The sequence below is a fragment of the Micromonospora sp. NPDC047670 genome (assembly GCF_043204915.1).
GTDB lineage: Bacteria > Actinomycetota > Actinomycetes > Mycobacteriales > Micromonosporaceae > Micromonospora.
On the sequence record NZ_JBIDDA010000002.1, the window covers coordinates 615179 to 637925 of the forward strand.

Genomic DNA, 22747 nt, shown 5'->3' on the forward strand with positions numbered 1-22747 from the left:
CCCACGCCGCTTCCACCGCACCGCCACCGAGGAATGGGCCCACGCCCGCCCGTACTCATCCGAATCAGCCCGCCGAGCGGCGATATCCGCCTGGGTCCACGCCTACAATCACCACCGCGCTGACACCGCACTCGGCGGTCACCCACCAGCCAGCCGTGTCCCTAACCTCTCTGGTAGGAACACCTAGCTCGGGCGCCCGGTGGGTTCGGCGAGCCAGGGCGGCCCGGCCAGCTCGGCGCACGTCTGCCGTCTGGTCATCCGCCTCTGCCGGCGCGGCGTTTGCATGGACATGCGACCTGGCGCATAATCTTACCTGTGTCCAAGGTTCTCACCTCCCTGCCCCTCGGTGAACGTGTCGGCATCGCCTTCTCCGGCGGCCTCGACACCTCGGTCGCGGTCGCGTGGATGCGCGACAAGGGCGCCGTGCCCTGCGCCTACACCGCCGACATCGGCCAGTACGACGAGCCCGACATCGCCTCGGTGCCCGGCCGTGCGCTCAGCTACGGCGCCGAGGTCGCCCGACTGGTCGACTGCCGCGCCGCCCTGGTCGAGGAGGGCCTGGCGGCGTTGACCTGCGGGGCGTTCCACATCCGCTCCGGCGGGCGGGCGTACTTCAACACCACCCCGCTGGGCCGGGCCGTGACCGGGACCCTGCTGGTGCGGGCGATGATCTCCGACGACGTGCAGATCTGGGGCGACGGCTCGACCTTCAAGGGCAACGACATCGAGCGGTTCTACCGGTACGGCCTGCTGGCCAACCCGCAGCTGCGCATCTACAAGCCGTGGCTCGACACCGACTTCGTCACCGAACTGGGTGGGCGTAGGGAGATGTCGGAGTGGCTGCTCGAACGCGGCCTGCCCTACCGGGACAGCACCGAGAAGGCGTACTCCACCGACGCCAACATCTGGGGCGCCACCCACGAGGCAAAGACGCTAGAACACCTGGACACCGGCATCGAGACGGTCGAGCCGATCATGGGCGTCAAGTTCTGGGACCCGTCGGTGGAGATCCCGACCGAGGACGTCACGATCGGCTTCGACCAGGGGCGTCCGGTGACGATCAACGGCAAGGAGTTCGGCAGCGCGGTCGACCTGGTGCTGGAGGCCAACGCCATCGGCGGCCGGCACGGCCTGGGCATGTCGGACCAGATCGAGAACCGGATCATCGAGGCCAAGAGCCGGGGCATCTACGAGGCGCCCGGCATGGCGCTGCTGCACGCCGCGTACGAACGGCTGGTCAACGCCATCCACAACGAGGACACCCTGGCGAACTACCACAACGAGGGCCGCCGCCTCGGCCGGCTGATGTACGAGGGGCGCTGGCTGGACCCGCAGGCGCTGATGCTGCGCGAGTCGTTGCAGCGCTGGGTCGGCACGGCGGTTACCGGCGAGGTGACGTTGCGGCTGCGCCGGGGCGAGGACTACTCGATCCTGGACACCAACGGCCCGGCGTTCAGCTACCACCCCGACAAGCTGTCGATGGAGCGCACCGAGGACTCGGCGTTCGGCCCGTCGGACCGGATCGGCCAGCTCACCATGCGCAACCTGGACATCGCCGACTCGCGGGCGAAGCTGGAGCAGTACGCCACCCTCGGCATGGTCGGCGGCGCGGCCCCCCAGCGGATGGTCGGCGCCGCGCAGGCGGCCTCGACCGGGCTGATCGGTGCGATGCCGCAGGGCGGCGCGGAGGCGATCGCCTCCCGGGGCATCCCGTCCGCCGACGACGAGGCACTCGACCGCGCCGCGATGGAGCTCGGTGTCGACTGAGCGACGCCTCGGGAAGGGGGCGGGGGAGCCGTCTGTGACCGGCCGGCCGTACGATTCGTGATCGTGACGACTCCCGCAGACGCGAGCCTCCGTCCCTTCCGGGTCGACGTCCCGCAGCGCGACCTCGACGACCTGCACGAGCGGCTCGACCGCACCAGGTGGCCCGACGAGCTGCCCGGGGTGGGCTGGGAGTACGGCGTCCCCCGGGACTACCTCATGGAGCTGACGCGCTACTGGCGGCACGAGTACGACTGGCGGGCCGCCGAGACGCAGCTCAACGAGTGGCCGCAGTTCGTCACCACGATCGACGGCGCCGACGTCCACTTCGCGCACGTGCGGTCCCCGGAGCCCGACGCGACCCCGCTGCTCGTCACGCACGGCTGGCCCGGCTCGATCGTCGAGTTCACCCGGATCGCCGGGCCGCTGACGGATCCGCGGGCGCACGGCGGTGACCCGTCCGACGCTTTCCACCTGGTCATGCCGAGCATCCCGGGGTTCGGCTTCTCCGGCCCGACGCGGGAGACCGGCTGGGAGTTCCGGCGGGTGGCGGCCGCCTTCGCCGAGCTGATGCGCCGCCTCGGCTACCAGCGGTACGGAGTGCAGGGCGGTGACTGGGGCTCGCTCATCTCCCGCGAACTCGGCCGCACCCGCACCGACCAGGTCATCGGCGTACACCTGAACCTGCTGCCGCGCTCGGCCGCGACGGAGGAGCCCGACGCGGAGCTGCTCGCCTCCCTGAGCCCGGCGGAGCGGGAGCGGACGCTGGCCTCGTGGCGGCGCACGCAGGAGTGGGACCGCGACAGCGGCGGCTACGCGGCCATCCAGTCCACGCGGCCGCAGACGCTCGCCTACGGCCTGACCGACTCGCCGGTCGGCCAGCTGGCCTGGATCGCCGAGAAGTTCAAGGAGTGGACGGACTCGTCGGCCCGCCCGGAGGACGCCGTCGACCGCGACCACCTGCTCACCAACGTCATGCTTTACTGGCTCACCGGAACGGCCGGCTCGTCCGCCCGCATCTACTACGAGCGGGCGCACTCGGACTACTTCGGCTCGCCGCCGGAGCCGTCGGCCGCGCCGACCGCGCTGGCCGTCTTCCCGCGGGACAACTTCATCCCGCTGCGGCACATCGCCGAGCGGACGAACAACATCGTGCGGTGGACCGAGTTCGACCGGGGCGGGCACTTCGCCGCGATGGAGGCCCCCGAGCTGCTGGTCGGTGACATCCGGGCGTTCTTCCGGCAGCTCCGCGCGGAAACGTCCGACTGATCGAGCGGTCGAGAATCGGGGTCACGGACGGTAGCGTGTCGCCCGTGTTCCCTACCGTCCGTGAGGTCCTCGCGCTGGATCCCGTCCGCCACGGCGCCCCGCGCCTGGTCGCCGGGGACGTGGGGCTGGACCGTCCGGTGCGGTGGGTGCACGTGGCGGAGGTGCCCGACATCGCCACCCTGCTCGGCGGCGGCGAGCTGGTGCTCACCACCGGCATCGGGCTGCCGGCCGACGACGACGGGCTGCGCGCCTTCATCGGCGACCTGGCCGACGTCGGGGTCTCCGGCCTGGTCGTCGAGCTGGGCCGCCGGTACGTCAGCGGGGTCCCCCGGGTGATGGCGGCCGTCGCCGAGCGTCGTGGGCTGCCGCTGGTCGAGCTGCGGCGGGCCACCCCGTTCGTGCGGATCACCGAGGCGGTGCACGCCCTGATCGTCGACGCCCAGCTCACCGAGCTGCGGGCGACGGAGGAGATCCACCAGCGCTTCACCGAGCTGTCGGTGGAGGGCGCCGGCCCCGGCGAGGTGGTCCGGCAGGCCGCCGAGCTGTCCGGCTGCCCCGTGGTGCTGGAGAACCTCTCCCGGCAGGTGCTCGCGTACGACCCGGCGGGGGAGAGCGCGGAGCTGCTGCTGGACGGCTGGGAACAGCACTCCCGCCGGATCCGGCCGGCCGGGCGGACCGCGTACGACGCGGACAGCGGATGGCTGGTGACCACCGTCGGCGCCCGGGGCCACGACTGGGGCCGGCTGCTGCTGCGGTGGCCGGGCGGGGGCGACCTGGCCGCCGGCCGGCGCGTGCTCGACGCGGCGGCCGGGGACGGGGCGGCCGTGGCGGGCACCCCGCCCACCCGGCTGACCATCCTGGTCGAGCGGGCCGCCTCCACCCTGGCCCTGGGCCGGCTGATCCGGCGCGACGCGGAGGGCCTGGAACGGCAGATCCACCGGACGCTGCTCACCGCCCTGCTCGACCACTCCCGGCCGGTGGACGAGGTGGCCCTGCGCGCCCGGGCGCTGGGCGTGGTGCTGGAGCGGCGGCACCTCGTCGGGGTGATGGTCCGGCACCGGGCCGACGACCCGGCGGGGGAGGGCGGCCCGGCCGCCGAGGCCGGACACCCGGGCGATCCGGGCGGGGGCGGCCCCGAGGCGGGCCCGGCGCGGCTGCGGGACCTCGCCGAGGCCGTCGGGCAGGCGCTGCACGAGGCGAAGCTGACCGGGCTCACCAGCGCCGTCGACGACCACGCCGTCGGCGTGCTGCTCGCCCTGCCGGACCCGGCGGCGGAGGAGCGGGCCCTGGCCGCGTTCGCCACCGCGCTGCGCCGGGGCCGCCCCGACGCCCCGTCCCGGCCGGACGCCCGGTGTAACGGCTCCGCCCGGCCGCCGGGCGGCGGCGTGCTCGTGGCGGCCGGCTCCGGGGTGGGCAGCCTGCGGGAGGCGCGGCGGTCGCTGATCGAGGCCCGGCAGATCGCCGACGCGGCCCGGCGGGACCGGCGGGACCTGCCGATCTTCCGGCTGCCGCACGTTGGACTGGCCGGGCTGCTGCACCTGCTGCGCGACGAGCCCCGGTTGCAGACCTTCGTCGAGCGGGAACTCGGCGCGCTGCTCACGTACGACGCGCAGCATCCCCGCGAGCAACTGCTCGGCACCCTGCGGGCGTACCTGGAGCAGGGGCGGAACAAGTCGGCGGCGGCCGCCGCGGCGCACCTGTCCCGGCCGGCCTTCTACGAGCGGCTGGCCCGGATCGGCCGCGTCCTCGACGTCGACCTCGACTCGGTGGAAGCCTGCCTCTCTCTCCACGTCGCCCTGCTGGCCCTCGACGCCATCCGCACCCCCTGACCCCGGAGCACCCCGCCGGGCTTCGCCCCCGGCCGTCAGGCTGGTCGGGGGAACCGCCGCGCCGCCGAGCGCGCCATCCGCGCCCTCAGACGAGGGTGGTCAGGGCCTTCGCGTAGGTCGCGGGGACGTGGTTCGGGCCGCCCGGGGTGAAGACGTCGGAGTTGGCCGCGGCGGACCAGGCCGTGGCCGGGACCGCGTCGACGAGGGCGCGGACGACCGGGGCGTCGCGCCACTGCTCCTGCTCGGCGAGCAGGCTCAGCGCCACCACCGACTCCTCCACCTCGCCGACGCACTCGAACGGCTTGTGCCCGTCCACGCCGAGCAGCTCCCGGTAGCCGGGGACCTGCGCGGGGTCGGCGAGCAGGTCGCCGCCGAAGATGTGGGTGATCCGCTCGCGGGACATGAACGGCGCCATGGCCAGGAAGACGAACCGGCACTTCGGGCAGTCGCGGCACCAGCGCTCGCTGGCGTCGCGCAGCTTGAACGCGGCGTTGCAGCTCGTGACCACGTCGTCGTAGCGGTCGATCTCGGCGAACAGCCGGGCGATGTGCAGCTCCGACAGCGAGCGCAGCAGCGAGAAGTACGGCTCGGTGAGGCCGGCGTGCTCGGCCAGCGCCGCCCGCAGCAGCCCCTCCGCCGCCACGCCCTTGGACCACTGGTGGTTGATCTCGTGACCGTTCCACACCAGGTTCGGGTCCGACGCCGACCGCTCGTTGGACATCACCACCGGGCCCAGCCCGTGCAGCACCGCCGTGGCGACCGCGATCAGCGAGTTGATCGCCGTGACCGGGATGTGGCCGTTGAGCGCCCCCGCGGCGTTCAGCTCGAACAGCACCGGGTCGATCCGCCGCCGGGCGGCGAGCGGGGTGAGCCCGGACGCCTCGTTCACCGAGACGATCACGTGGTTGGGGTTGACCGAGAACGGCACCGGGTCGAACCCGGCCCGACGCAGCGCCTCCAGGCTGACGATGGAGTCCTTGCCGCCACCCACCGCCGAGAGCGGGCGCCGGTCGGAGTCGTCGTACACCCGGGGCGGAGCGACCGTGCCGGCCGGCACCTCCGGGCGCAGCTCCAGCACGTGCGGCAGCCGATTGCGGTACGCGTACTCCGCGAGGCCCTTGGTGTAGACGGCGGTGACCAGCTCGGCGGCGGCCGCGCCCAGCGGAGCCGGCAGCACCACGCGCGGCGGCGCGGCGGCCTTGTAGTAGCTGACCCCGGCGACCACGTGCAGCAGCTCCAGGACCCGGCCGAGGGTGGCGACGGTCTCGTCCGACGGTGGCGCGTCGGGCAGCGGGAGGGTGATCACCTCGGTGAACCGCTGCTCACCGTCGGGGCCGGTGAGGGCGTAGTCGAAGAGGACCTCCCCGGTGGAGAGATCGATCGAGTAGGACGGGAAGGTGAAGGCGTCCATCCGCCGGAGCTGCTCGTTGGGCACACGCCATACTAGGCCCTGGTTCGTCCGGCCGTGTCCGGCTGCGCCGGACCCCGGCCCTGCCACGCCCGCCGAGACCCCCTGAGGAGAGCCTGTGCGCCTGTCTGACCTGCGCGGACGTACCGTCGCCGTCTGGGGCGCCGGCCGGGAGGGCCGGGCCGCGGTGACCGCGATCGCCGCCCACGGCCCCGCCGACCTGGTCGCCGTCGACGACAGCGCCAACTTCCTCAGCCTGCCGTGGGAGGGGCCGCTGGCCGAGGCGGCGCCGCTGGTCACCGGCGAGGACGGCTTCGCCCGGCTGGCCGCCGCCGAGGTGGTGGTCCGCTCGCCCGGCGTGCCGCAGACCCACCCGTGGCTGGTGGAGCTGCGCCGGCGCGGGGCGACCGTGACGCAGGGCACGGCCCTGTGGATGGCCGACCACGCCGAGCGCACGATCGGCGTCACCGGCAGCAAGGGCAAGAGCACCACCTCCAGCCTGATCAGCCACCTGCTCGGCGCCGTGGACCGGCCGAACGTCTTCGGCGGCAACATCGGCGTGCCCACGCTGGACCTGCCCGAGGCGGAGCTGTACGTGCTGGAGCTCTCCAGCTACCAGTGCAGCGACCTGACCGACTCGCCGCGGGTGGCGGTGGTCACCGCCCTCTTCCCCGAGCACCTCGACGCGCACGGCGGGGAGGCCGAGTACTACCGGGACAAGCTCAACCTCCTCGCGCACGGGCCGCGCACGGTGGTGGTCAACGGCGCCGATCCGCGACTCGCCCTCGAACTGGGCGACCGCGCCGCCGTACGCGCCGGCCTGCCGGACACCGCCCACGTCGCGAGCGGCCCGGACGGCGCGCCCTGGTTCCACCTCGGCGACCAGCCGCTCTTCCCCCGCGCGGTGCTGCCCCTGGTCGGGCGGCACAACGAGGGCAACCTCTGCGTCGCCCTCGCGGTGCTCGACGCGCTCGGCGTCGACGTGGTGGCCCGCAGGGACACCCTGGCCGTGGCGGTCGCCGGGTTCCAGGGGCTGGCGCACCGGCTCACCGAGATCGCCGACCCGTCCGGCCTGACCTTCGTCGACGACACCCTCGCCACCAGCCCGTACGCGGCGATGCACGCGATCGACGCGTACGAGGGACGGCCGTTGACGGTGATCGTCGGCGGCACCGACCGGGGCCTGGACTACACGCCGCTGCGCGAGCACCTCGCGGAGCGCGAGATCACCGTGCTCGGCATCCCCGACAGCGGCGCCCGGATCGTCGAGGCGCTCGCCGGGCTGCCCAAGGTGCGCGCCGAGGTGGTCGACGACCTGGTCGCCGCCGTGCGGCTGGCCCGCGAGCTGACCCCGGCCGACGGGGTGGTGCTGCTCTCGCCGGCCGCGCCCAGCTACGGGCGGTTCCGCAACTTCGAGCACCGCTCCGAGGTCTTCGCCCAGGCCGTCCGCGACACCGCGACCGGCTGACCGCCGGCCGGGGCGGTCCCGGCGGTCAGCCGCCGGGCGCGAGGCCGGCGATCAGGTCGGCGGCGTCCAGCAGCCGCACCCGGTCGCCGTCCAGGTCGGCGCGGTACAGCGCGTACGCCTGCGCCCCCTCCGCCAGCGGCAGGTCACCGCGCACCAGCGCGGCGAACGCCGGCGCGGCGGTCGGGACGTCGCGCAGGTCGGTGGGGCCCAGCGCGGCCAGCCGGCCCGCGAACGCCGCGTCGCCCTCGCCAGGCTCGCGCCGGTAGGCCGAGGTCGCGCCGTCGCGGTGCCGGACCACGACCGTCCCGGCCCGGGCGGCGGCGTGCCAGCACGCCAGCTCCCAGAGGCTCACCCGCCGTCCGGCCGCGAAGTGTCCGTCGGCCGCGGCGCTGAGCCGGGCGAGCGTACGCGAGTACCGGGCCACCGAGTGGTGGCTGCCGGTGCCGGTCATCGTGGCGTCGATCCAGCGCAGCGTCCCGAGGTGCAGGTCGACGACGAGCGGGGTGGCCGCCTTGACCTGGCCGGTGAGGTCGAAGCGCTGCTCGACGGCCTTCGGCTCGAACGGCCCGCCCCGCCCGGGGTCGCCCAGGAGACCGGCGAACGCGTCGGTCATCGCGTCGAACGGCACGTTGTTGTAGCTGAACACCACCATCGCGACGTACCGGATCCCGCGCCCGCGCAGCGCCGCCACGTCGAGGTCGACGAACTCGCTCGCCCCCAGCGGCGCCGGCGCGGAGGTCAGGTCGCCGGAGTGCACGGCGGCGTCGTGGAAGCGCAGCCGGGTGTAGTCGCACCAGCCGGCGAACCGGCCGTCGTCCGCGATCATCGCGACGGAGAGGTCGAGGTCGACGCGGGTGCCGGTCGGCTCGGTCCAGTGCAGGAAGAGCCGGACCCGCCGCCCCGGCGGCAACGGCTGGCTGCTGCCCCGCGGCAGGCGGACCAGGGCGGCCGAGGCGGTGCGCTCGGTGAACGGGGCGGTGAGGTCGGCCAGTCCGGCGTCGAGGACGGCGACGTCGACGCCGGGCAGCAGCCCGGCGCGTCGGCGCAGCTCGCCGGTGAGCACGTCGTCCAGCGCGCCACCCAGGTCGGCCCGCAACCGCGGCCGCCGGTCCGGCTCCGCCCAGAGCCGGGCCCGCCCGCCGCGCGGGAAGTACAGCCGGGACACCGCCGGCCACGTCGCGGCGCGGACCGCGCCCACGGCGGCCACCAGCACCCCCGGCGCGACGGCGCCCGCGACGGCCGCCACCGTGTCGAGCAGGTGTCGCGGGTCGTCGACGCGTGCGGCCAGCGCCACCACCCGGCGCAGCAGCTCGCCGGGGCGCCGGGCCAGCAGCCGGACGGCGGTCGGCGCGTCCCCGGCCCGCAGCGCCTCCTCCACCCGGGCGCCCCAGGACGCGGCGCGCAGCCGGCCGCCCTCGATCCGCAGCAGCGGCGCGTGCGCGGTGGCCGCCGCCCGCAGCAGCCGGCCCAGCGCGGTGGCTTCGTCGACCGGCGTGCCGCGCAGCACCGCGAACGCGGCCGCCGCGCGCGGGTGCCGGTCGGGCCGCTCGAACGGGTGCAGCGGCTCCGCCGCGTGCAGCCAGCGGGACCGGTGGCGCAGCAGATCGTCCACCAGGGACCGTGGGTCGAGGGCGTCCAGGCGGGCGAGCAGCGCCCGGCGCAGCGGACGGGGCAGGGACCGGTGCCGCTTCGGCGGCCCGACCAGCCCCGGGTCGCCGCCGTGCAGGGCGTACAGCAGGCGCAGCGCGTCGGTCGCGGAGGTGACGTGGCGGTCGAGCAGCTCCGTCGTCCGCGCCGCGGTGAGCGGCCCGGCGAGCAGCCGGGCCAGCACCAGCGCCCGGGTCTCCCGGACCGGGATGTCCGGCAGCCAGGCCGGGTCGGCGGTGCCGACCCGGTCGAGCAGGACCGCCAGGTCGGCCCGGTCCACCGGGGACAGCGGCGTGCGCCGGGCCAGCAGCGCCGCGAGCGCCTCGTGGGCGGCCCGCTCGACGTCCCCGGCGAGCTCCAGCACCGCGGCGCGCCGGGGCATGGGCAGGGCCGGACCACGGTGCGGTCGGGCGGCCGGGCTGAGGAACGGCCCGTCCCCGGTCAGCCGGCGGTGGCACAGCGGGCAGCCCGTGTAACCGTCGTCCCAGCAGGCCGCGCAGACCAGGTGCGCGCACGGCGACACCGGCCCGACCGTGCCCACCCGCCCGCACAGCACGCACGGCTGGGCCGGCTCCTGGAGCAGCAGCGTGAACACCCGGCGTACGTAGAGCTCGTCGGTGTCGGCCGGCACCCGACGTGGGAAGTCCCGGAACAGGGGCACGTGCGGCGTGTGCGCGCCGACCGCCGACTCCAGCACCGCCAGCAGCGCCAGGCCGGTGACGGCGAGCCGGTCGGCGGGCAGCCCGGCCAGCGCGCCGCGCAGCCGCGGCCCGACCTGCCAGCCCAGCGCCAGCACGTCGGCCTCCAGCGCCCGCAGCCCGGTGTCGACGGCCGCCGGCCGCCGGCCGGCCCGCTTGGCCTTGCGACCGCCGCCGAGCAGGCCCGCCGCGACGAGCCCCGAGCGCCGCACCAGAGTGACCGCGAGCGGGTGCGCCGCCGCGCCGGCCGCCGGAACCGTGAGCTGGGTCGTCACCGCCATCCTCCCCGAGAGACGCAGCACGGCGAGGGCGGAGATCGGGCGCGCTAGCAGGTCACCAAGACAGGATGAGAAGGAAGCACGCCCAGGAGCCGCCCTCGCCGTAGCGCGAAGGCTACCGGCCGGCCCGTGGCCGCCGCAGCCCGGTTTCCGCGCGCCGTCCGTCGGTCCCGCTACCGCCACCGCCGGGCGGCCGGCCCGGTTCAGGCCGGGACGAGGGCGGCGTGCAGGGCGCGCATCGACCGGATCGCGGAGCGGATCTCCTGGAGGTAGCGACCGGGGGTGAGCGTCGGCTCGGGCAGCCCGGCCAGGTCGGGCAGGGCGGGATCGACGCCGACGGTCTCGATCGCGCAGCCGTACGGCACGGCCAGGGTGCGCAGCGCGTCGCAGTGCTGGAACGGCACGTAGATCGGGGCGGTCACCACCAGCACCGCGTCGCCGGGGGAGAGCCGGACGTGCTCGGCCCAGAACCGCTGGGTGTCGGCGGTGTGCGCGCGGCGCCGGTCGGGCTCGCTCGACGGGGCCGCGAGCACCCGCACCGGCGGGCCGCCCGCCGGCCGGTAGGTCCGCGACGACCAGGAGTGGTGCGGGTGGCCGGCGTCGCGACCGTCCTCCTCCACCGGGGCGGACACCCCGAACTCGCGCCGCACCGCCGCGTCCAGCGCCGCCACCTCGGTGGCGCAGGGCGGGACGCCGGCCGCCGCCAGCGCCGCGCACTCCGCCCCGGACAGCGGGCGGAAGCTGCCGAGCACGGCCACCTCGCCGGCGATCCGGGTGCCGGCGCGCAGCAGGTGCGCCGCGTACGCGACCCGGCGCTGGCAGGCGTTCGACAACCCGCCCAGCACCAGCAGGTGGGCGTACCCGGGCCGGCCCGGCGCGACGGGGCGGACCAGGCCGAGCGCGGCGGCGGCGTCGAGCACCAGGCCGGCGGTGGCCGGATCCAGGGCGGGTTCCCGGGCGTCGGGGCGTTCCCGGCCGCCCCGGAAGTCCCAGTGCCGGGCGGAGAAGTCGTCGAGGGCGGCCAGCACCGCCGTCAGGTCCCCGGCCGGCCAGTCGCCGCCGAAGTGCCCCACCAGGGCGCGCAGCGGCGCCGAGCCCACCCAGGCGCGTACGCCGGCCGCGATCTGCCCGGCGTCCGTCCCCGCGGCGCCGCTCGGCAGCGCCACCTCCCCGATCCGCACCGCCGGATCGTACCGGCGCGACGGGTCGGACCGGATGGGGACGGCGCGCCATTGTGGAGCGGCAATACGCTGGGCGGCATCACCGACACCGGAGGTTGCCCATGGCAGGTGACGTGCTCCGCAGGCGCCCCCGGGGGCGGGCCGGTTCGGCCAGCGGGCTGGTCCGGCTGCTCGCGCACACCGACCCGGTGGCGCTCATCGGCATCGCGGTGTCGATCTCGCTGTCGGTCACGCTCGACCTCACCAACGCCGCCACCGGCGTGGAGTCGCTGCTGGCCGGGCTGATGGGCATCACCATCTCGCTGCTGGTGGACTCGCTGGCCCGCGCGGAGCGCCGGTTCCACCTGCGTACGCTGCTGGAGGGTCCGCCGTGGCTGGTGCACGCGGTCCCGCCGCTGGTCACCGCCGTCCGGGAGGCGGCGGAGGCGTATCCGGGCAGCCGGGTCGCGGAGGAGGCCCGCCGCCGCTTCGAGCGGTTCCGGGCCGAGACCGAGCAGCTGCGGGCGGGCCGCATCGTCCGGTCCGGCGAGGACTACGAGGACCTGATGGCCGGCCTGCGGGACTGCGTCCGGTTCATGGACGCGGTGACCCACGTGATGCCCCGGGCCAGCGGCGAGCTGAGCTGGTGGCACAGCGACATCGGCCGGGCCTACTGGGTGGCCAACGTGGAGGCGCTGGAGCGGGGGGTGCGGATTACCCGGATCTTCGTCCACGCGGGAATCTCCGACGAGCTGTCCGAGCTGGTGGAGACGCAGCGGCGGGCCGGGGTGCGGGTCGGCCTGCTGCGGTGGGGCGCCATCCGTCCCGACCTGCACGTCAATCTGGCACTCTGGGACGGAACAAGCGCCTGGGAGCCGACGATGAGCGCGCACGGTGAGATCAGTCTGAACCAGTTCTCCGTCAACCCAGGCGACCTGGAGCGGCTGCGTACCGCCTTCGCCGCGTGCGCCCGGGAGGCGACCTACCGATGAGCGGCGCCGACGCACCGGAAACGGGCCGACCATGACGTGGAGTGCCGTCCTGCTCGTGACGGCGGTGGTCTGGGCGGTCAGCCTGATCCGCTCCGTCCGGCTGCGGGCCTTCGTCTACAGCCTGCCGCTGCCGATGACCCTCGCCCTGGTGACGACCGGCTACCCGGTGGACGGCGCCCAGTTGCTGGGCGTGCTCGGTCTCAACCTCTTCTTCGTCACCGTCGCGGTGACCCATCACCGGTGGCGCTGGCCGATCCTCCTCGCCGACCTGGCCGGCGTCGCCGCGTACGTGGGGCTGAGCGCGGGGCTGCTGGCGGTTCCGGTGCCGTTCGGGCCGGCGCTGGCCGGTTCCGTGCTGCTGTGGGTGGCGGCGATGGCGGTGCTGCGTCGCCACGCGCGGCGCGCCGCCGGTGACGCCGACAGCGCCGCGGTCGGTGCCGCCGACAGCCCCGCCGGCCGGGCCGGCACGGGGCCGGCGGTCCGGGCGGAGCCGGTCGATCCCCGGCGGGACAGCCTGCCCGCCCCGGCCAAGCTGGTGGTGATCTTCGTCGGCGCGGTGCTCACCGGGCTGCTCGGCCAGTTGCTGCGCGGGATGGTGGTGACCTTCCCCTACTCCGGGGTGCTGGTCGCCGTCGAGGCCCGCCGTCAACTGGTCGAGTTCAGCCGGCACTTCGCCCGCAACAGCCTGGCCCTGGTCGGCTTCCTCGCCTGTCACCACTATCTCCAGGACGTGTCGTCGGCCGCCGCGCTGGCCGGCGGGTGGGCCACCTTCGCCGTGCTCGCCCTCGCGCTGAACCTGACGCTGCGGCGGCCCCGCCGGCCCGGTCTCCCGCCGGGCGGCCACGGGCCCCGGGCGGCGCCGGGCGGATCCGCCGTGGACGGTGTCGGGGACGACGCCGCGCCCGGCCCGGGCGAGGAGCGGCCGGGCGGCGGAGCGCCGGCGGACGGCCCCGCCGGGGCCGGGAACGGCCGGGCGGCCACCACCGCCGGGCGCAACGAGCGGGACCTCCGGCGCCCGCTGCCGGGCGCCAACCGGCCGGGCCACCACCGGGACCTGCCGGTGCCCGACGACCTCGGCCGGGGGCGCTGACGCTCACCCCGACCGGGCGACCAGCTCCGCGATCCGGGCCAGCGGTTCGGCGTACGCGGGCCAGTCCAGGCCGTCCACGCTCAGCTCGGCGCGCCGCCGCACGCCGTCCACGGCGCCCGCGTGCAGCACGATCGCGGTCAGCACGTCGTACGACCACTCGGGTCGCAACAGCTCCCGCAGGGCCGGCACGTCCGGGCGCAGCACCGCCAGCGCGCCCACCAGGGCGGCGGCCGCCCAGTTCGAGGTGCCGCCGACGAGCAGCGCGTCGCAGCCGACGACGCACCGGATCCGCTCGCCGCGATCCACCGCCCGCCCGACCAGCTCCGCCGGCAGCCGGCCCATGCCCAACTCGTTGCCGCCGTCGCCGATGCCGACCCGGAAACCCGACCCGGCGGTGTAGAGCCGGTCGAGGGGGGCGGTGTGCGCGCCGATGTCCTCCCCGCGCATGTTGCGGGGGCGACCGTCGGCGCTCGGGCCGACCCGCTCGCAGGCGATCAGGTGCGACAGCCTCGCGTACCGCTGTGCGGCGTCGTCCGCCCAGGCGTCGTACCCCTTCAGCGGCGCCACCTCCAGCGGCACCTCCGGCGCGGCGGCGGCCAGCGCCGCGGTGACCACCGGCGCGCACGGGTCGTCGGTGACCAGCCGGGCCCGGCCGCCCAGCGCTCGCAGCGCGGCGGCGAGCTGCACCGACCCGATCGGCCCGTCGGTCTCCGCCGCGGGCGGGTCGGCGGCCGGGATGAAGAAGCCGGTGAGCACGGCCGCGTCGGGCGCGGGGTGCCCGGCGATCGACCGGGCGGCGGCGAGCAGCCCGCCGGCCGAGGCCACCGCCAGCTTGGCGCTGCCCCGGCCCACCTCGGTCGCGGCCACCTGTTCCAGCTCGGCGATCGTCTCCTCCACCCGCACGGGCGCACCTCCTCGTCGATCGGGACCGACCCAGGGTATGTCCGTCGGTCGATCCGCGCGCGCCGCCGGACCGGGTGCGGAATAAGTTGTGGGAGCGCGTCCATCCCACCGATATCCGTTGAGGCGGCTTGGTCGGCTCCGGAAACCGCAGGCGGTGGTTGACGGGCTGTCAGGCGGCTGGCGTCGCTGCGCTACACAGTGACAGTTGTCCCTGTCGTCCGGCGGTGGCAGCGTGCGGTTACCGCCAACGCCGCTGAGAGGGTGCGACGATGACCGCCGACGATCTGCTGGCCCGGCACCGGGCCGTGCTCCCGTCCTGGATGCCGCTCTACTACGACGAGCCGATCGAGCTGGTCTCCGGCTCGGGCCGTCGGGTCACCGACGCCCGGGGCCGCACCTACCTGGACTTCTTCGGCGGGGTGCTGACCTCGATGATCGGTTACGACATCCCGGAGATCCGCGAGGCGGTCGAGCGGCAGATCCGCACCGGCATCGTGCACAGCTCCACGCTCTACCTCATCCGGCAGCAGGTCGAGCTGGCCGAGAAGGTCGCCCGGCTCTCCGGCATCCCGGACGCGCGGGTGTTCTTCGCCAACTCGGGCACCGAGGCGAACGAGGCGGCGCTGCTGTTCGCCACCAACCACCGCCGCTCGGCGCAGATCCTCGCGGTGCGCAACAGCTACCACGGCCGGTCGTACGCGACGATGGGCGTGACCGGCAACCGCGGCTGGTCGGCCAGCGCGCTCAACCCGCTCCAGGTGGCCTGGCTGCACTCCGGGGAGCGGCTGCGCGGCCTGCTCGCCCGGCTCGACGAGTCGCAGTGGGTCGACGCGGCGGTGGAGGACCTGCGCGAGGTGCTCGCCACCCAGACGGCGGGCGACGTCGCCTGTCTGATCGCCGAGCCGATCCAGGGCGTGGGTGGCTTCGTGCACCCGCCGGACGGGCTCTTCGCCGCGTGGAAGAAGGTGCTCGACGAGCACGGCATCCTGTTCGTCTCCGACGAGGTGCAGACCGGCTGGGGGCGCACCGGCGAGCACTTCTGGGGTTACCAGGCGCACGGGGTCACCCCCGACCTGCTCACCTTCGCCAAGGGCATCGGCAACGGCTTCGCCCTGGCCGGCGTCGTCGGCCGGGCGGACGTGCTGGAGTCGGTGCCGGCGATCAGCTTCTGCACCTTCGGCGGCAACCCGGTCTCCACCGCCGCCGGCAACGCCGTGCTGGACTACCTGCTCGACAACGACCTGCAGGCCAACGCGGCCCGCACCGGCGCGATCCTCGCCGACGGCCTGCGCGCCGCCGTGGGCGGCCTCGACCGCGTCGCGGAGGTACGCGGCAAGGGGCTGATGATCGGCGTCGAGCTCGTCCGCCCGGGCACGACGGAGCCGGATCCGGCGCTGACCGTCCGCGTCCTCGAGGCGTGCAGGGCCGGCGGGCTGCTGATCGGCAAGGGCGGCCTGCACGGCAACGTGCTGCGGATGGGTCCGCCGCTCACACTGACCGAGGACGAGGCCCGCGAGGGCCTGGCGATCCTCATCGACGCGATCCGCTCCTGCGCCGCCGCCGAGGTCCCGGCGTGAGCGCGGCGACCGGCCGACCCGGCACGGACACGGCGACCGCCGGCGACCCGGCCACGGTGGCGCACTTCGTCGACGGGAAACGGTTCGGCGGCTCCTCGCCGCGGCACGGGGACGTCTTCGACCCGGCCACCGGCCGGCGTACCGCCCGGGTGGCGCTGGCCTCGGCGGCGGACGTCGCGGTCGCCGTGGCGGCCGCCGAGCGCGCCGCCCGGTCCTGGCGGGACGCGTCGCTGGCGAGGCGGACGGCGGTCCTCTTCGCCTTCCGTGAGCTGGTCAACGCCCGGCGGGACCGGCTCGCCGAGGTGATCACCGCCGAGCACGGCAAGGTGCTCGCCGACGCCGCGGGCGAGGTGCAGCGCGGCCTGGAGGTGATCGAGTACGCCTGCGGCATCCCCTCGGCGCTGCGCGGCGGGTTCAGCGAGAACGTCTCCACGGAGGTCGACTCGTACAGCCTTCGCCAGCCGCTCGGCGTGGTCGCGGTGATCTCCCCGTTCAACTTCCCGGTGATGGTGCCGCTGTGGTTCGTGCCGGTCGCGGTCGCCTGCGGCAACGCGGTGGTGCTCAAGCCGAGCGAGAAGGACCCGAGCGCCGCGCTGCTGCTCGCCGAGTGGTTCGCCGAGGCCGGCCTGCCCGACGGGGTGCTGAACGTGGTCAACGGCGACAAGGAGGCCGTGGACGCGCTGCTGGACCACCCGGGGGTGCGGGCGGTCTCCTTCGTCGGCTCCACCCCGATCGCCCGCTACGTCTACCAGCGCGGCACCGCCGCCGGCAAGCGGGTGCAGGCGCTCGGCGGGGCGAAGAACCACATGGTGGTGCTCCCGGACGCCGACCTGGACCTGGCCGCCGACGCGGCGGTCAACGCCGGGTTCGGCTCGGCGGGGGAGCGGTGCATGGCGATCTCGGCGCTGGTCGCGGTGGAGCCGGTCGGCGACGACCTGGTCGCCCGGATCGCCGCGCGGATGACCCGGCTGCGCACCGGCGACGGCCGGCGTGGCTGCGACATGGGGCCGCTGGTCACCGCCGCGCACGCCGAGCGGGTCCGCTCGTACGTGGAGGCCGGGGTGGCCGCCGGCGCGGTGCCGGTGGTCGACGGCCGCGACGTCGAGCCCGACGGCGACCCGGCCGGGTTCTGGCTCGGCCCGACGCTGTTCGACCGGGTGACCCCGGAGATGTCCGTCTACACCGACGAGATCTTCGGCCCGGTGCTCAGCGTGCTCCGGGTCGGCTCGTACGACGAGGCGGTGGAACTGGTCAACGTCAACCCGTACGGCAACGGCACGGCGATCTTCACCAACGACGGCGGCGCGGCCCGGCGCTACCAGCACGAGGTGGAGGTCGGCATGGTCGGCATCAACGTGCCGATCCCGGTGCCGATGGCCTACTACTCCTTCGGCGGCTGGCGCTCCTCGCTCTTCGGCGACCTGCACGCGCACGGCGAGGACGGGGTGCGCTTCTTCACCCGGGGCAAGGTCGTCACCAGCCGCTGGCTGGACCCCCGACACGGCGGGGTCAACCTCGGCTTCCCCACCCAGACCTGAGTAGCCGCAGGACGCCGGCCCCGGCCAGGTACGCCACCAGCGCCGAGGCCGGCACCCCCAGCGGTTCGGGCGCCGACCTCGGTGTCTCGGCGTTGACCACCAGGGCGTACACCATGGCGGCGAAACCGGCGGCGGCGAGCGCGCCGCGCGCGGTGGCCCGCCACCGGTGGCCGTCGGCCCGCCCGTCTCCCCGCGGGCGACCCGGCGGTGCCGCGCTGCCGTCGGCCCGCCCGCCGTGCCGGGACCGGCCTCTCGGGCCGGTCCGGGCCTCGACGGGGCCGAAGGCGGCGACCAGGGCGGCCAGCACCACGGTCAGCATCAGCACCCACGGCACCCGCCAGGCCAGCCAGGCGGCCGAGCCCACCGGCGGGGTCGGCAGCAGCCCCGCCGCGTCCAGCGCGCCGACCAGCAGGATCGCGGCGGTGAGGTGCCAGAGGAAGACGGTGAGCACGACCGCGTTCACCGCGATCACCGCCTGCCAGGGGCGGGAGCGGCGCAGCCACCGTTCCGCCGGGTCGCGCAGCAGCAGGATCAGCCCGAGCTGGGCCGTGGTCAGGGTCAGCAGCGCCAGGCTGGGGGGCGCGGCGTTGTCGAGGCGCTCGCCGGGCACGTTGAGCATGCTGACCGGGTACGGCCCGGCGGTCAGCAGCACCGTCGCGGTGAGCCCGCCCAGCAGCGCCGCCCCACCCGCCCGCCGGGACAGCGGCAGCCGGCGGGTGCGGACGCCGCGCAACGCGGGCGCGTTGTGGCGGCCGGGCGGCTCGGTCGCCGGCTCCGCGCGGGCGTCGCGCCAGGCGAAGCCGAGCTGGTGGACGGCCAGCCAGCCGAAGACGTAGTTCGGCAGCGCCAGCTCGGCCGGCCCGAGCGCGCGCCCCAGGTCGCCCGCGGCGACCAGGGCCGCCAGCGCGAGCGGAACGAGCAGCCCGAAGCGCCGGTGCAGGGCGTACATCGCCGGGGCCAGCGGCACCACCACCAGGTAGGCGGCGAGGAACCACAGCGGGATGGTGGCGAACCAGCCGACGGTACGCACCAGCGTCGCCTCGACGCCGGCCAGCGAGGCTACGGCGGCGCCGGCGGCGATCACCAGGAGCAGGGCGGTCGTGGGGCGCAGCAGCCGCGCGCCCCGGTCCAGCAGCCAGGAGACGGCGTCGCCGCCGGCGGCTCGGCGGGAGGCCAGCGAGGCGGCGTTGGCGTAGCCGCCGACCAGGAAGAACACCGGCATCACCTGGGCCACCCAGGTCAGCGGGTACGCCCAGGGCAGGTCGGGCAGTGCCGACCGGGCCGTCGGCCGGCCGGTAGGGTCCTCGCTGATCGCGGCGACCGCCCAGTGGCCGAGAACGACCATGACGATCGCGAGCGCCCGGAGCAGATCGACGTAGCGCTCCCGACCTGCCGGGGTGCGCGCGGCGAGCTGCCGCAGACGGCGCATGGCCCCGAGGGTATGTCAGGCAGGATCTGGCCGGTGGTGATAACGGTTCGGTCCGCGGTCTTGAAGTCCGCGGGTTCCTGCCGTAGAAATTCTTCAGCAACATCTAACAAACTGAAGACAACTTCCCCCTGCGCCTCGTGCGGCGGCCGCCATCCCCCAGCCGGCGACCGCCCGGACCCGATCCGAGGAGAGACCATGAACAGGCGTGACATCCTGCGGCGCAGCGCCGCCGCCGGCCTGCTGGCCACCCCTGCCGCCGCCCTGCTCGCCGGCTGCGCCACCGGAGGTGGCGACGACGACAAGGGCGACGCCGGCACCTACCAGGGCACCAAGAGCGAGCAGAACCCGCTCGGGGTCAAGGAGGACGCGCCCCTCGAGGTGGTGATCTTCAACGGCGGCTTCGGCGAGGAGTACGCGAAGGCCCACGAGGCCATGTACACCGAGAAGTACCCGAAGGCGAAGATCAACCACTCGGCGACGCAGGAGATCGCCAAGACGCTCCAGCCGCGCTTCGTCGACGGCACCCCGCCGGACGTGGTCAACAACTCCGGCAAGGACCAGATCGACTTCAACAGCCTGGTCTCCCAGAACGCGATCGCCGACCTGGGCGAGCTGCTCGCCGCCCCGAGCCTCGATGTCCCCGGCAAGACGGTCAAGGACACGCTGCTGCCGGGCGCCGTCGAGGTCGGCTCGTACGACGGCAAGTTCATGGTGCTGAACTACACCTACACCGCCTACGGCATCTGGCACTCCACGAAGCTCTTCGCCGACCGGGGCTGGCAGTATGCCAAGACCTGGGACGAGCACATCGCGCTGTGCAAGAAGATCAAGGCGGCCGGCATCGCCCCGTGGACGTACGCGGGCAAGCACCCCCGCTACATGAGCTGGCCGGTGATCGCCACGGCCATCAAGTTCGGCGGACCATCCGTCGCCACGGCGATCGACAACCTGGAGCCCAACGCGTGGAAGTCCGACGCGATGAAGGCCGCGGCAGACGCATGGCACCAGATCGTCAAGGACGGCTACATCCTCGCCGGTTCGCCGGGCCTCGACCACGTCCAGTCGCAGACCGCGTGGTGCCAGGGCAAGGCCGCCTTCATCTCCTGCGGCTCCTGGCTGGAGAGCGAGCAGAAGAAGGTCACGCCCGAGGGCTTCAACATGACGATCCAGCCGACGCCCAGCCTGGGCAGCGGCGACAAGCTGCCGTTCGAGGCGATCCGCGGCACCGCCGGAGAACCGTTCATGCTCCCGGCCAAGGCGAAAAACCTCGCCGGCGGCCTGGAGTACTTCCGGATCATGCTCTCGAAGAAGGGCGCACAGGACTTCACCAAGAAGGTCTCCAGCCTGACCGTGGTGGCCGGGTCGACCGAGGGCGTCGAGCTGCCGTTCGGCCTCAGCACCGTGAGCAAGGCGCTGGACGCCTCCGGCAGCAACGGCTTCAACTGGGTCTACAACAACTACTACCGGAAGCTGGAGCGTGAGCTCGTCGACGCCGCGTGCGGCGAGTTCTTTAGCGGTCGGATCGGCCCGGCCGAGTTCCTCGACATGTGCCAGAAGGGCGCCGACTCGATCGCCCAGGACAGCTCGATCAAGAAGTACAAGCGGGCCGCGTGACGTCCGGCCGGTGGGGGCGAGGTAGCCCCCACCGGCCCGCGGCTGGGGGAGAAGGTCCTTTCTCGTGAAACATGGCAAGTACCCGCTGATCATCACGTTCCTGGTGCCGCCGCTGCTGCTCTACGGCATCTTCGTGCTCTCGCCGTACCTGCAGGCATTCCAGATCTCGACCACCGACTGGCTCGGCTACTCGCCCGAGGCCAACTCCGTCGGCCTGGCCAACTTCGAGCGGCTGCTGGACGACGATCGGGTGTGGAACGCCCTCAAGAACAACGCGTGGCTGCTCCTGGTGGTGCCGGTGGTGACCATCGTGCTCGGCCTCTTCTTCGCCACGATGCTCAGCATGGGTGGTCGCAAGGGCCGGGCGGGGGTGACGGGCGTACGCGGCACGTCCGTCTACCGGATGGTCTACTTCTTCCCGCAGGTGCTCTCCGTGGTCATCATCGCCCTGCTGTGGAAAGAGGTCTACCACCCCAACAGCGGCCTGCTCAACGGTGCTCTCGGCGCCGTCGGGCTGCCCACGCCGGCCTGGCTGGGGGATCCCCGGTTCGCCTTCTGGTGCGCGATGGCGGTGATGATCTGGAGCAACGTCGGCTTCTACGTGGTGCTCTTCGGCGCGGCGATGTCGGCGATTCCGCGCGACATCTACGAGGCGGTGATGCTCGACGGCGCGTCACGGTGGACCACCCTGCGCAAGATCACCATTCCGCTGCTCTGGGACACCGTGCAGGTGGCCTGGATCTACCTCGCGATCGCCGCCCTGGACGGGTTCATCCTGATCCAGCAGATGACCAACGGCGGCCCCAACTTCTCCTCCGATGTCATCGGCCTGCGCATGTACGAAACCGCGTTCGGTAGCGAGAGCAAATTCGGTTATGCCTCGGCGATCGGCGTGGTGCTCTTGTTCCTGACCCTCTCGGTGGCGGTGCTGGCGCTGCGAGCCGCCCGGCGTGATCGGATCGAGTACTCGTGACAACCCTCGACAGGACCGCGTCCGACGGCAGCGCCGTGGCGGACCGGCCGGTACCGCAGGACCGCAAGCTCCGCCGCGATCTCGGCATCGCCAACGTCTTTTCGCACTGGTTCCTGCTGCTCTGGGGCGCGGTGACCGCGCTGCCGCTGCTCTGGATGTTCCTCAGCTCGTTCAAGAGCGACGGGGAGATCCTCTCCGACCCGTGGGGGCTGCCCGGCGCGCTGCGGTTCGAGAACTGGGGGCGGGCCTGGACCGAGGCGCACATCGGCCAGTACTTCCTGAACAGCGCGATCGTGGTGACCGGATCGCTCACCCTGACCATGCTGATGGGTGCCACGGCGGCGTACGTCTTCGCCCGTTACGAGTTCCGGGGCCGGCAGTTCCTCTACTACCTGTTCGTCGGCGGGATGATGTTCCCGGTCTTCCTGGCCCTCGTGCCGCTGTTCTTCGTGGTGCGCAACGCCGGTCTCTTCGGCACCTGGACCGGGCTGGTGCTGGTGTACGCCGCCTACTCGTTGCCGTTCACCGTCTTCTTCCTCACCGCCTTCTTCCGGACCTTGCCGACCGCGGTCGCGGAGGCGGCGCTCATGGACGGGTGCGGTCACTTCCGGCTCTTCTTCCGGGTGATGCTGCCGATGGCCCGACCGGGTCTGATCAGCATCGCGATCTTCAACTTCCTCAGTCACTGGAACCAGTTCATCCTGCCCCAGGTGCTGATGCAGGGCGACGATTCGAAGTGGGTGCTCGCGCAGGGGCTCGCCGCGCTGGCGGTCAGCCAGGGCTACGAGGGCGACTACAGTGGACTCTTCGCGGGCCTGACCATCGCCACGCTGCCGGTGCTGGTCGTGTACATCCTCTTCCAGCGGCAGATCCAGTCCGGCCTGACCGCTGGCCAGCTCAAGTGAGCCCGTCCGTTTCTGACCGTTTCTGACCCCGCCTGGGGCGGTCGCGCGCCGTCAGCAGCGGCGCGTGGGGCGACCTGCCAGCGAGGCGTTGTCCAGCTGGCGCGGGCGAAGCGGCCGGCCACCACGGTGCGTGCGCTGTCGAGCTGATGTCGTAGCCGACTCAGCTCGACAGCGCCGTGCCGGACCCTCTTCGGCGCCGGTCGGA

Annotated in this window: 16 protein-coding genes and 1 pseudogene; 12 read left to right on the top strand and 5 right to left on the bottom strand. The window is 74.1% G+C overall.

The annotated features are described in order from the left end of the window. Positions 1-16: 16 nt before the first annotated feature. From ACGF7U_RS07435 to ACGF7U_RS07450, 4 genes and pseudogenes are all read left to right on the top strand, one after another. Positions 17-187, top strand: a pseudogene (locus ACGF7U_RS07435) (integrase core domain-containing protein); the annotation flags it as partial. A gap of 128 nt (positions 188-315) precedes the next feature. Beyond that, a complete protein-coding gene (gene argG / locus ACGF7U_RS07440) occupies positions 316-1767 on the top strand; it encodes an argininosuccinate synthase (RefSeq protein WP_393103935.1) in 1452 nt (483 codons plus the stop codon). 63 nt (positions 1768-1830) lie between these two features. Continuing rightward, positions 1831-3033 (top strand): epoxide hydrolase family protein, encoded by a 1203-nt coding sequence (locus ACGF7U_RS07445; protein WP_393103938.1) that lies wholly within the window; start codon positions 1831-1833, stop codon positions 3031-3033. Further along, the gene (locus tag ACGF7U_RS07450; protein ID WP_393104169.1) at positions 3030-4862 is read left to right on the top strand and encodes a PucR family transcriptional regulator; all 1833 of its coding nucleotides are present in this window, start codon (positions 3030-3032) and stop codon (positions 4860-4862) included. Before ACGF7U_RS07445 ends, ACGF7U_RS07450 begins: the two co-directional genes overlap by 4 nt. An 85-nt stretch (positions 4863-4947) precedes the next feature. Here ACGF7U_RS07450 and ACGF7U_RS07455 read toward each other — a convergent pair whose 3' ends face one another. Next, positions 4948-6297, bottom strand: coding sequence for a hypothetical protein (locus ACGF7U_RS07455; RefSeq protein WP_393103940.1), 1350 nt, complete (start codon positions 6295-6297; stop codon positions 4948-4950). A gap of 91 nt (positions 6298-6388) precedes the next feature. On the opposite strand from ACGF7U_RS07455, the gene murD reads away from it, so the two are divergent. Further along, complete coding sequence (gene murD / locus ACGF7U_RS07460) at positions 6389-7738, top strand: UDP-N-acetylmuramoyl-L-alanine--D-glutamate ligase (RefSeq protein WP_393103942.1); 1350 nt, start codon at positions 6389-6391, stop codon at positions 7736-7738. A gap of 25 nt (positions 7739-7763) precedes the next feature. On the opposite strand, the gene ACGF7U_RS07465 is transcribed toward murD, so the two are convergent. After that, positions 7764-10358, bottom strand: coding sequence for an MXAN_6230/SCO0854 family RING domain-containing protein (locus ACGF7U_RS07465; RefSeq protein ID WP_393103944.1), 2595 nt, complete (start codon positions 10356-10358; stop codon positions 7764-7766). Between the two features lie 206 nt (positions 10359-10564). Then, positions 10565-11542 (bottom strand): hypothetical protein, encoded by a 978-nt coding sequence (locus tag ACGF7U_RS07470; protein ID WP_393103946.1) that lies wholly within the window; start codon positions 11540-11542, stop codon positions 10565-10567. A gap of 101 nt (positions 11543-11643) precedes the next feature. Here ACGF7U_RS07470 and ACGF7U_RS07475 point away from each other — a divergent pair, with 101 nt between their 5' ends. Both ACGF7U_RS07475 and ACGF7U_RS07480 read left to right on the top strand, forming a co-directional pair. Then, complete coding sequence (locus ACGF7U_RS07475; protein WP_393103948.1) at positions 11644-12513, top strand: hypothetical protein; 870 nt, start codon at positions 11644-11646, stop codon at positions 12511-12513. A 31-nt stretch (positions 12514-12544) separates the two neighbouring features. Next, a complete protein-coding gene (locus tag ACGF7U_RS07480; protein ID WP_393103950.1) occupies positions 12545-13603 on the top strand; it encodes a hypothetical protein in 1059 nt (352 codons plus the stop codon). Positions 13604-13606: 3 nt separating this feature from the next. Here ACGF7U_RS07480 and ACGF7U_RS07485 read toward each other — a convergent pair whose 3' ends face one another. After that, positions 13607-14506 carry a glutamate cyclase domain-containing protein gene (locus ACGF7U_RS07485; protein WP_393103952.1) on the bottom strand — a complete coding sequence of 300 codons (900 nt, stop codon included), beginning with the start codon at positions 14504-14506 and terminating at the stop codon, positions 13607-13609. Between the two features lie 269 nt (positions 14507-14775). Between ACGF7U_RS07485 and ACGF7U_RS07490 the strand changes: the two genes are divergently transcribed. Both ACGF7U_RS07490 and ACGF7U_RS07495 read left to right on the top strand, forming a co-directional pair. After that, the gene (locus tag ACGF7U_RS07490; RefSeq protein WP_393103954.1) at positions 14776-16083 is read left to right on the top strand and encodes an aspartate aminotransferase family protein; all 1308 of its coding nucleotides are present in this window, start codon (positions 14776-14778) and stop codon (positions 16081-16083) included. A 56-nt stretch (positions 16084-16139) separates the two neighbouring features. After that, positions 16140-17621: a CoA-acylating methylmalonate-semialdehyde dehydrogenase gene (locus tag ACGF7U_RS07495; protein ID WP_393104171.1), complete on the top strand. Its 1482-nt coding sequence runs from the start codon at positions 16140-16142 to the stop codon at positions 17619-17621. On the opposite strand, the gene ACGF7U_RS07500 is transcribed toward ACGF7U_RS07495, so the two are convergent. Then, positions 17593-19050: an acyltransferase gene (locus ACGF7U_RS07500; RefSeq protein WP_393103956.1), complete on the bottom strand. Its 1458-nt coding sequence runs from the start codon at positions 19048-19050 to the stop codon at positions 17593-17595. The two genes, ACGF7U_RS07495 and ACGF7U_RS07500, sit on opposite strands and share 29 nt — an antisense overlap. 195 nt (positions 19051-19245) lie before the next feature. Between ACGF7U_RS07500 and ngcE the strand changes: the two genes are divergently transcribed. The 3 genes from ngcE to ACGF7U_RS07515 all read left to right on the top strand — a co-directional run bounded on the left by ngcE (position 19246) and on the right by ACGF7U_RS07515 (position 22542). Then, positions 19246-20664: an N-acetylglucosamine/diacetylchitobiose ABC transporter substrate-binding protein gene (ngcE, locus tag ACGF7U_RS07505; RefSeq protein ID WP_393103958.1), complete on the top strand. Its 1419-nt coding sequence runs from the start codon at positions 19246-19248 to the stop codon at positions 20662-20664. A 64-nt stretch (positions 20665-20728) separates the two neighbouring features. Beyond that, positions 20729-21637 (top strand): carbohydrate ABC transporter permease, encoded by a 909-nt coding sequence (locus ACGF7U_RS07510; RefSeq protein WP_091105418.1) that lies wholly within the window; start codon positions 20729-20731, stop codon positions 21635-21637. Next, positions 21634-22542 carry a carbohydrate ABC transporter permease gene (locus ACGF7U_RS07515; RefSeq protein ID WP_393103961.1) on the top strand — a complete coding sequence of 303 codons (909 nt, stop codon included), beginning with the start codon at positions 21634-21636 and terminating at the stop codon, positions 22540-22542. Before ACGF7U_RS07510 ends, ACGF7U_RS07515 begins: the two co-directional genes overlap by 4 nt. Positions 22543-22747: the final 205 nt, after the last annotated feature.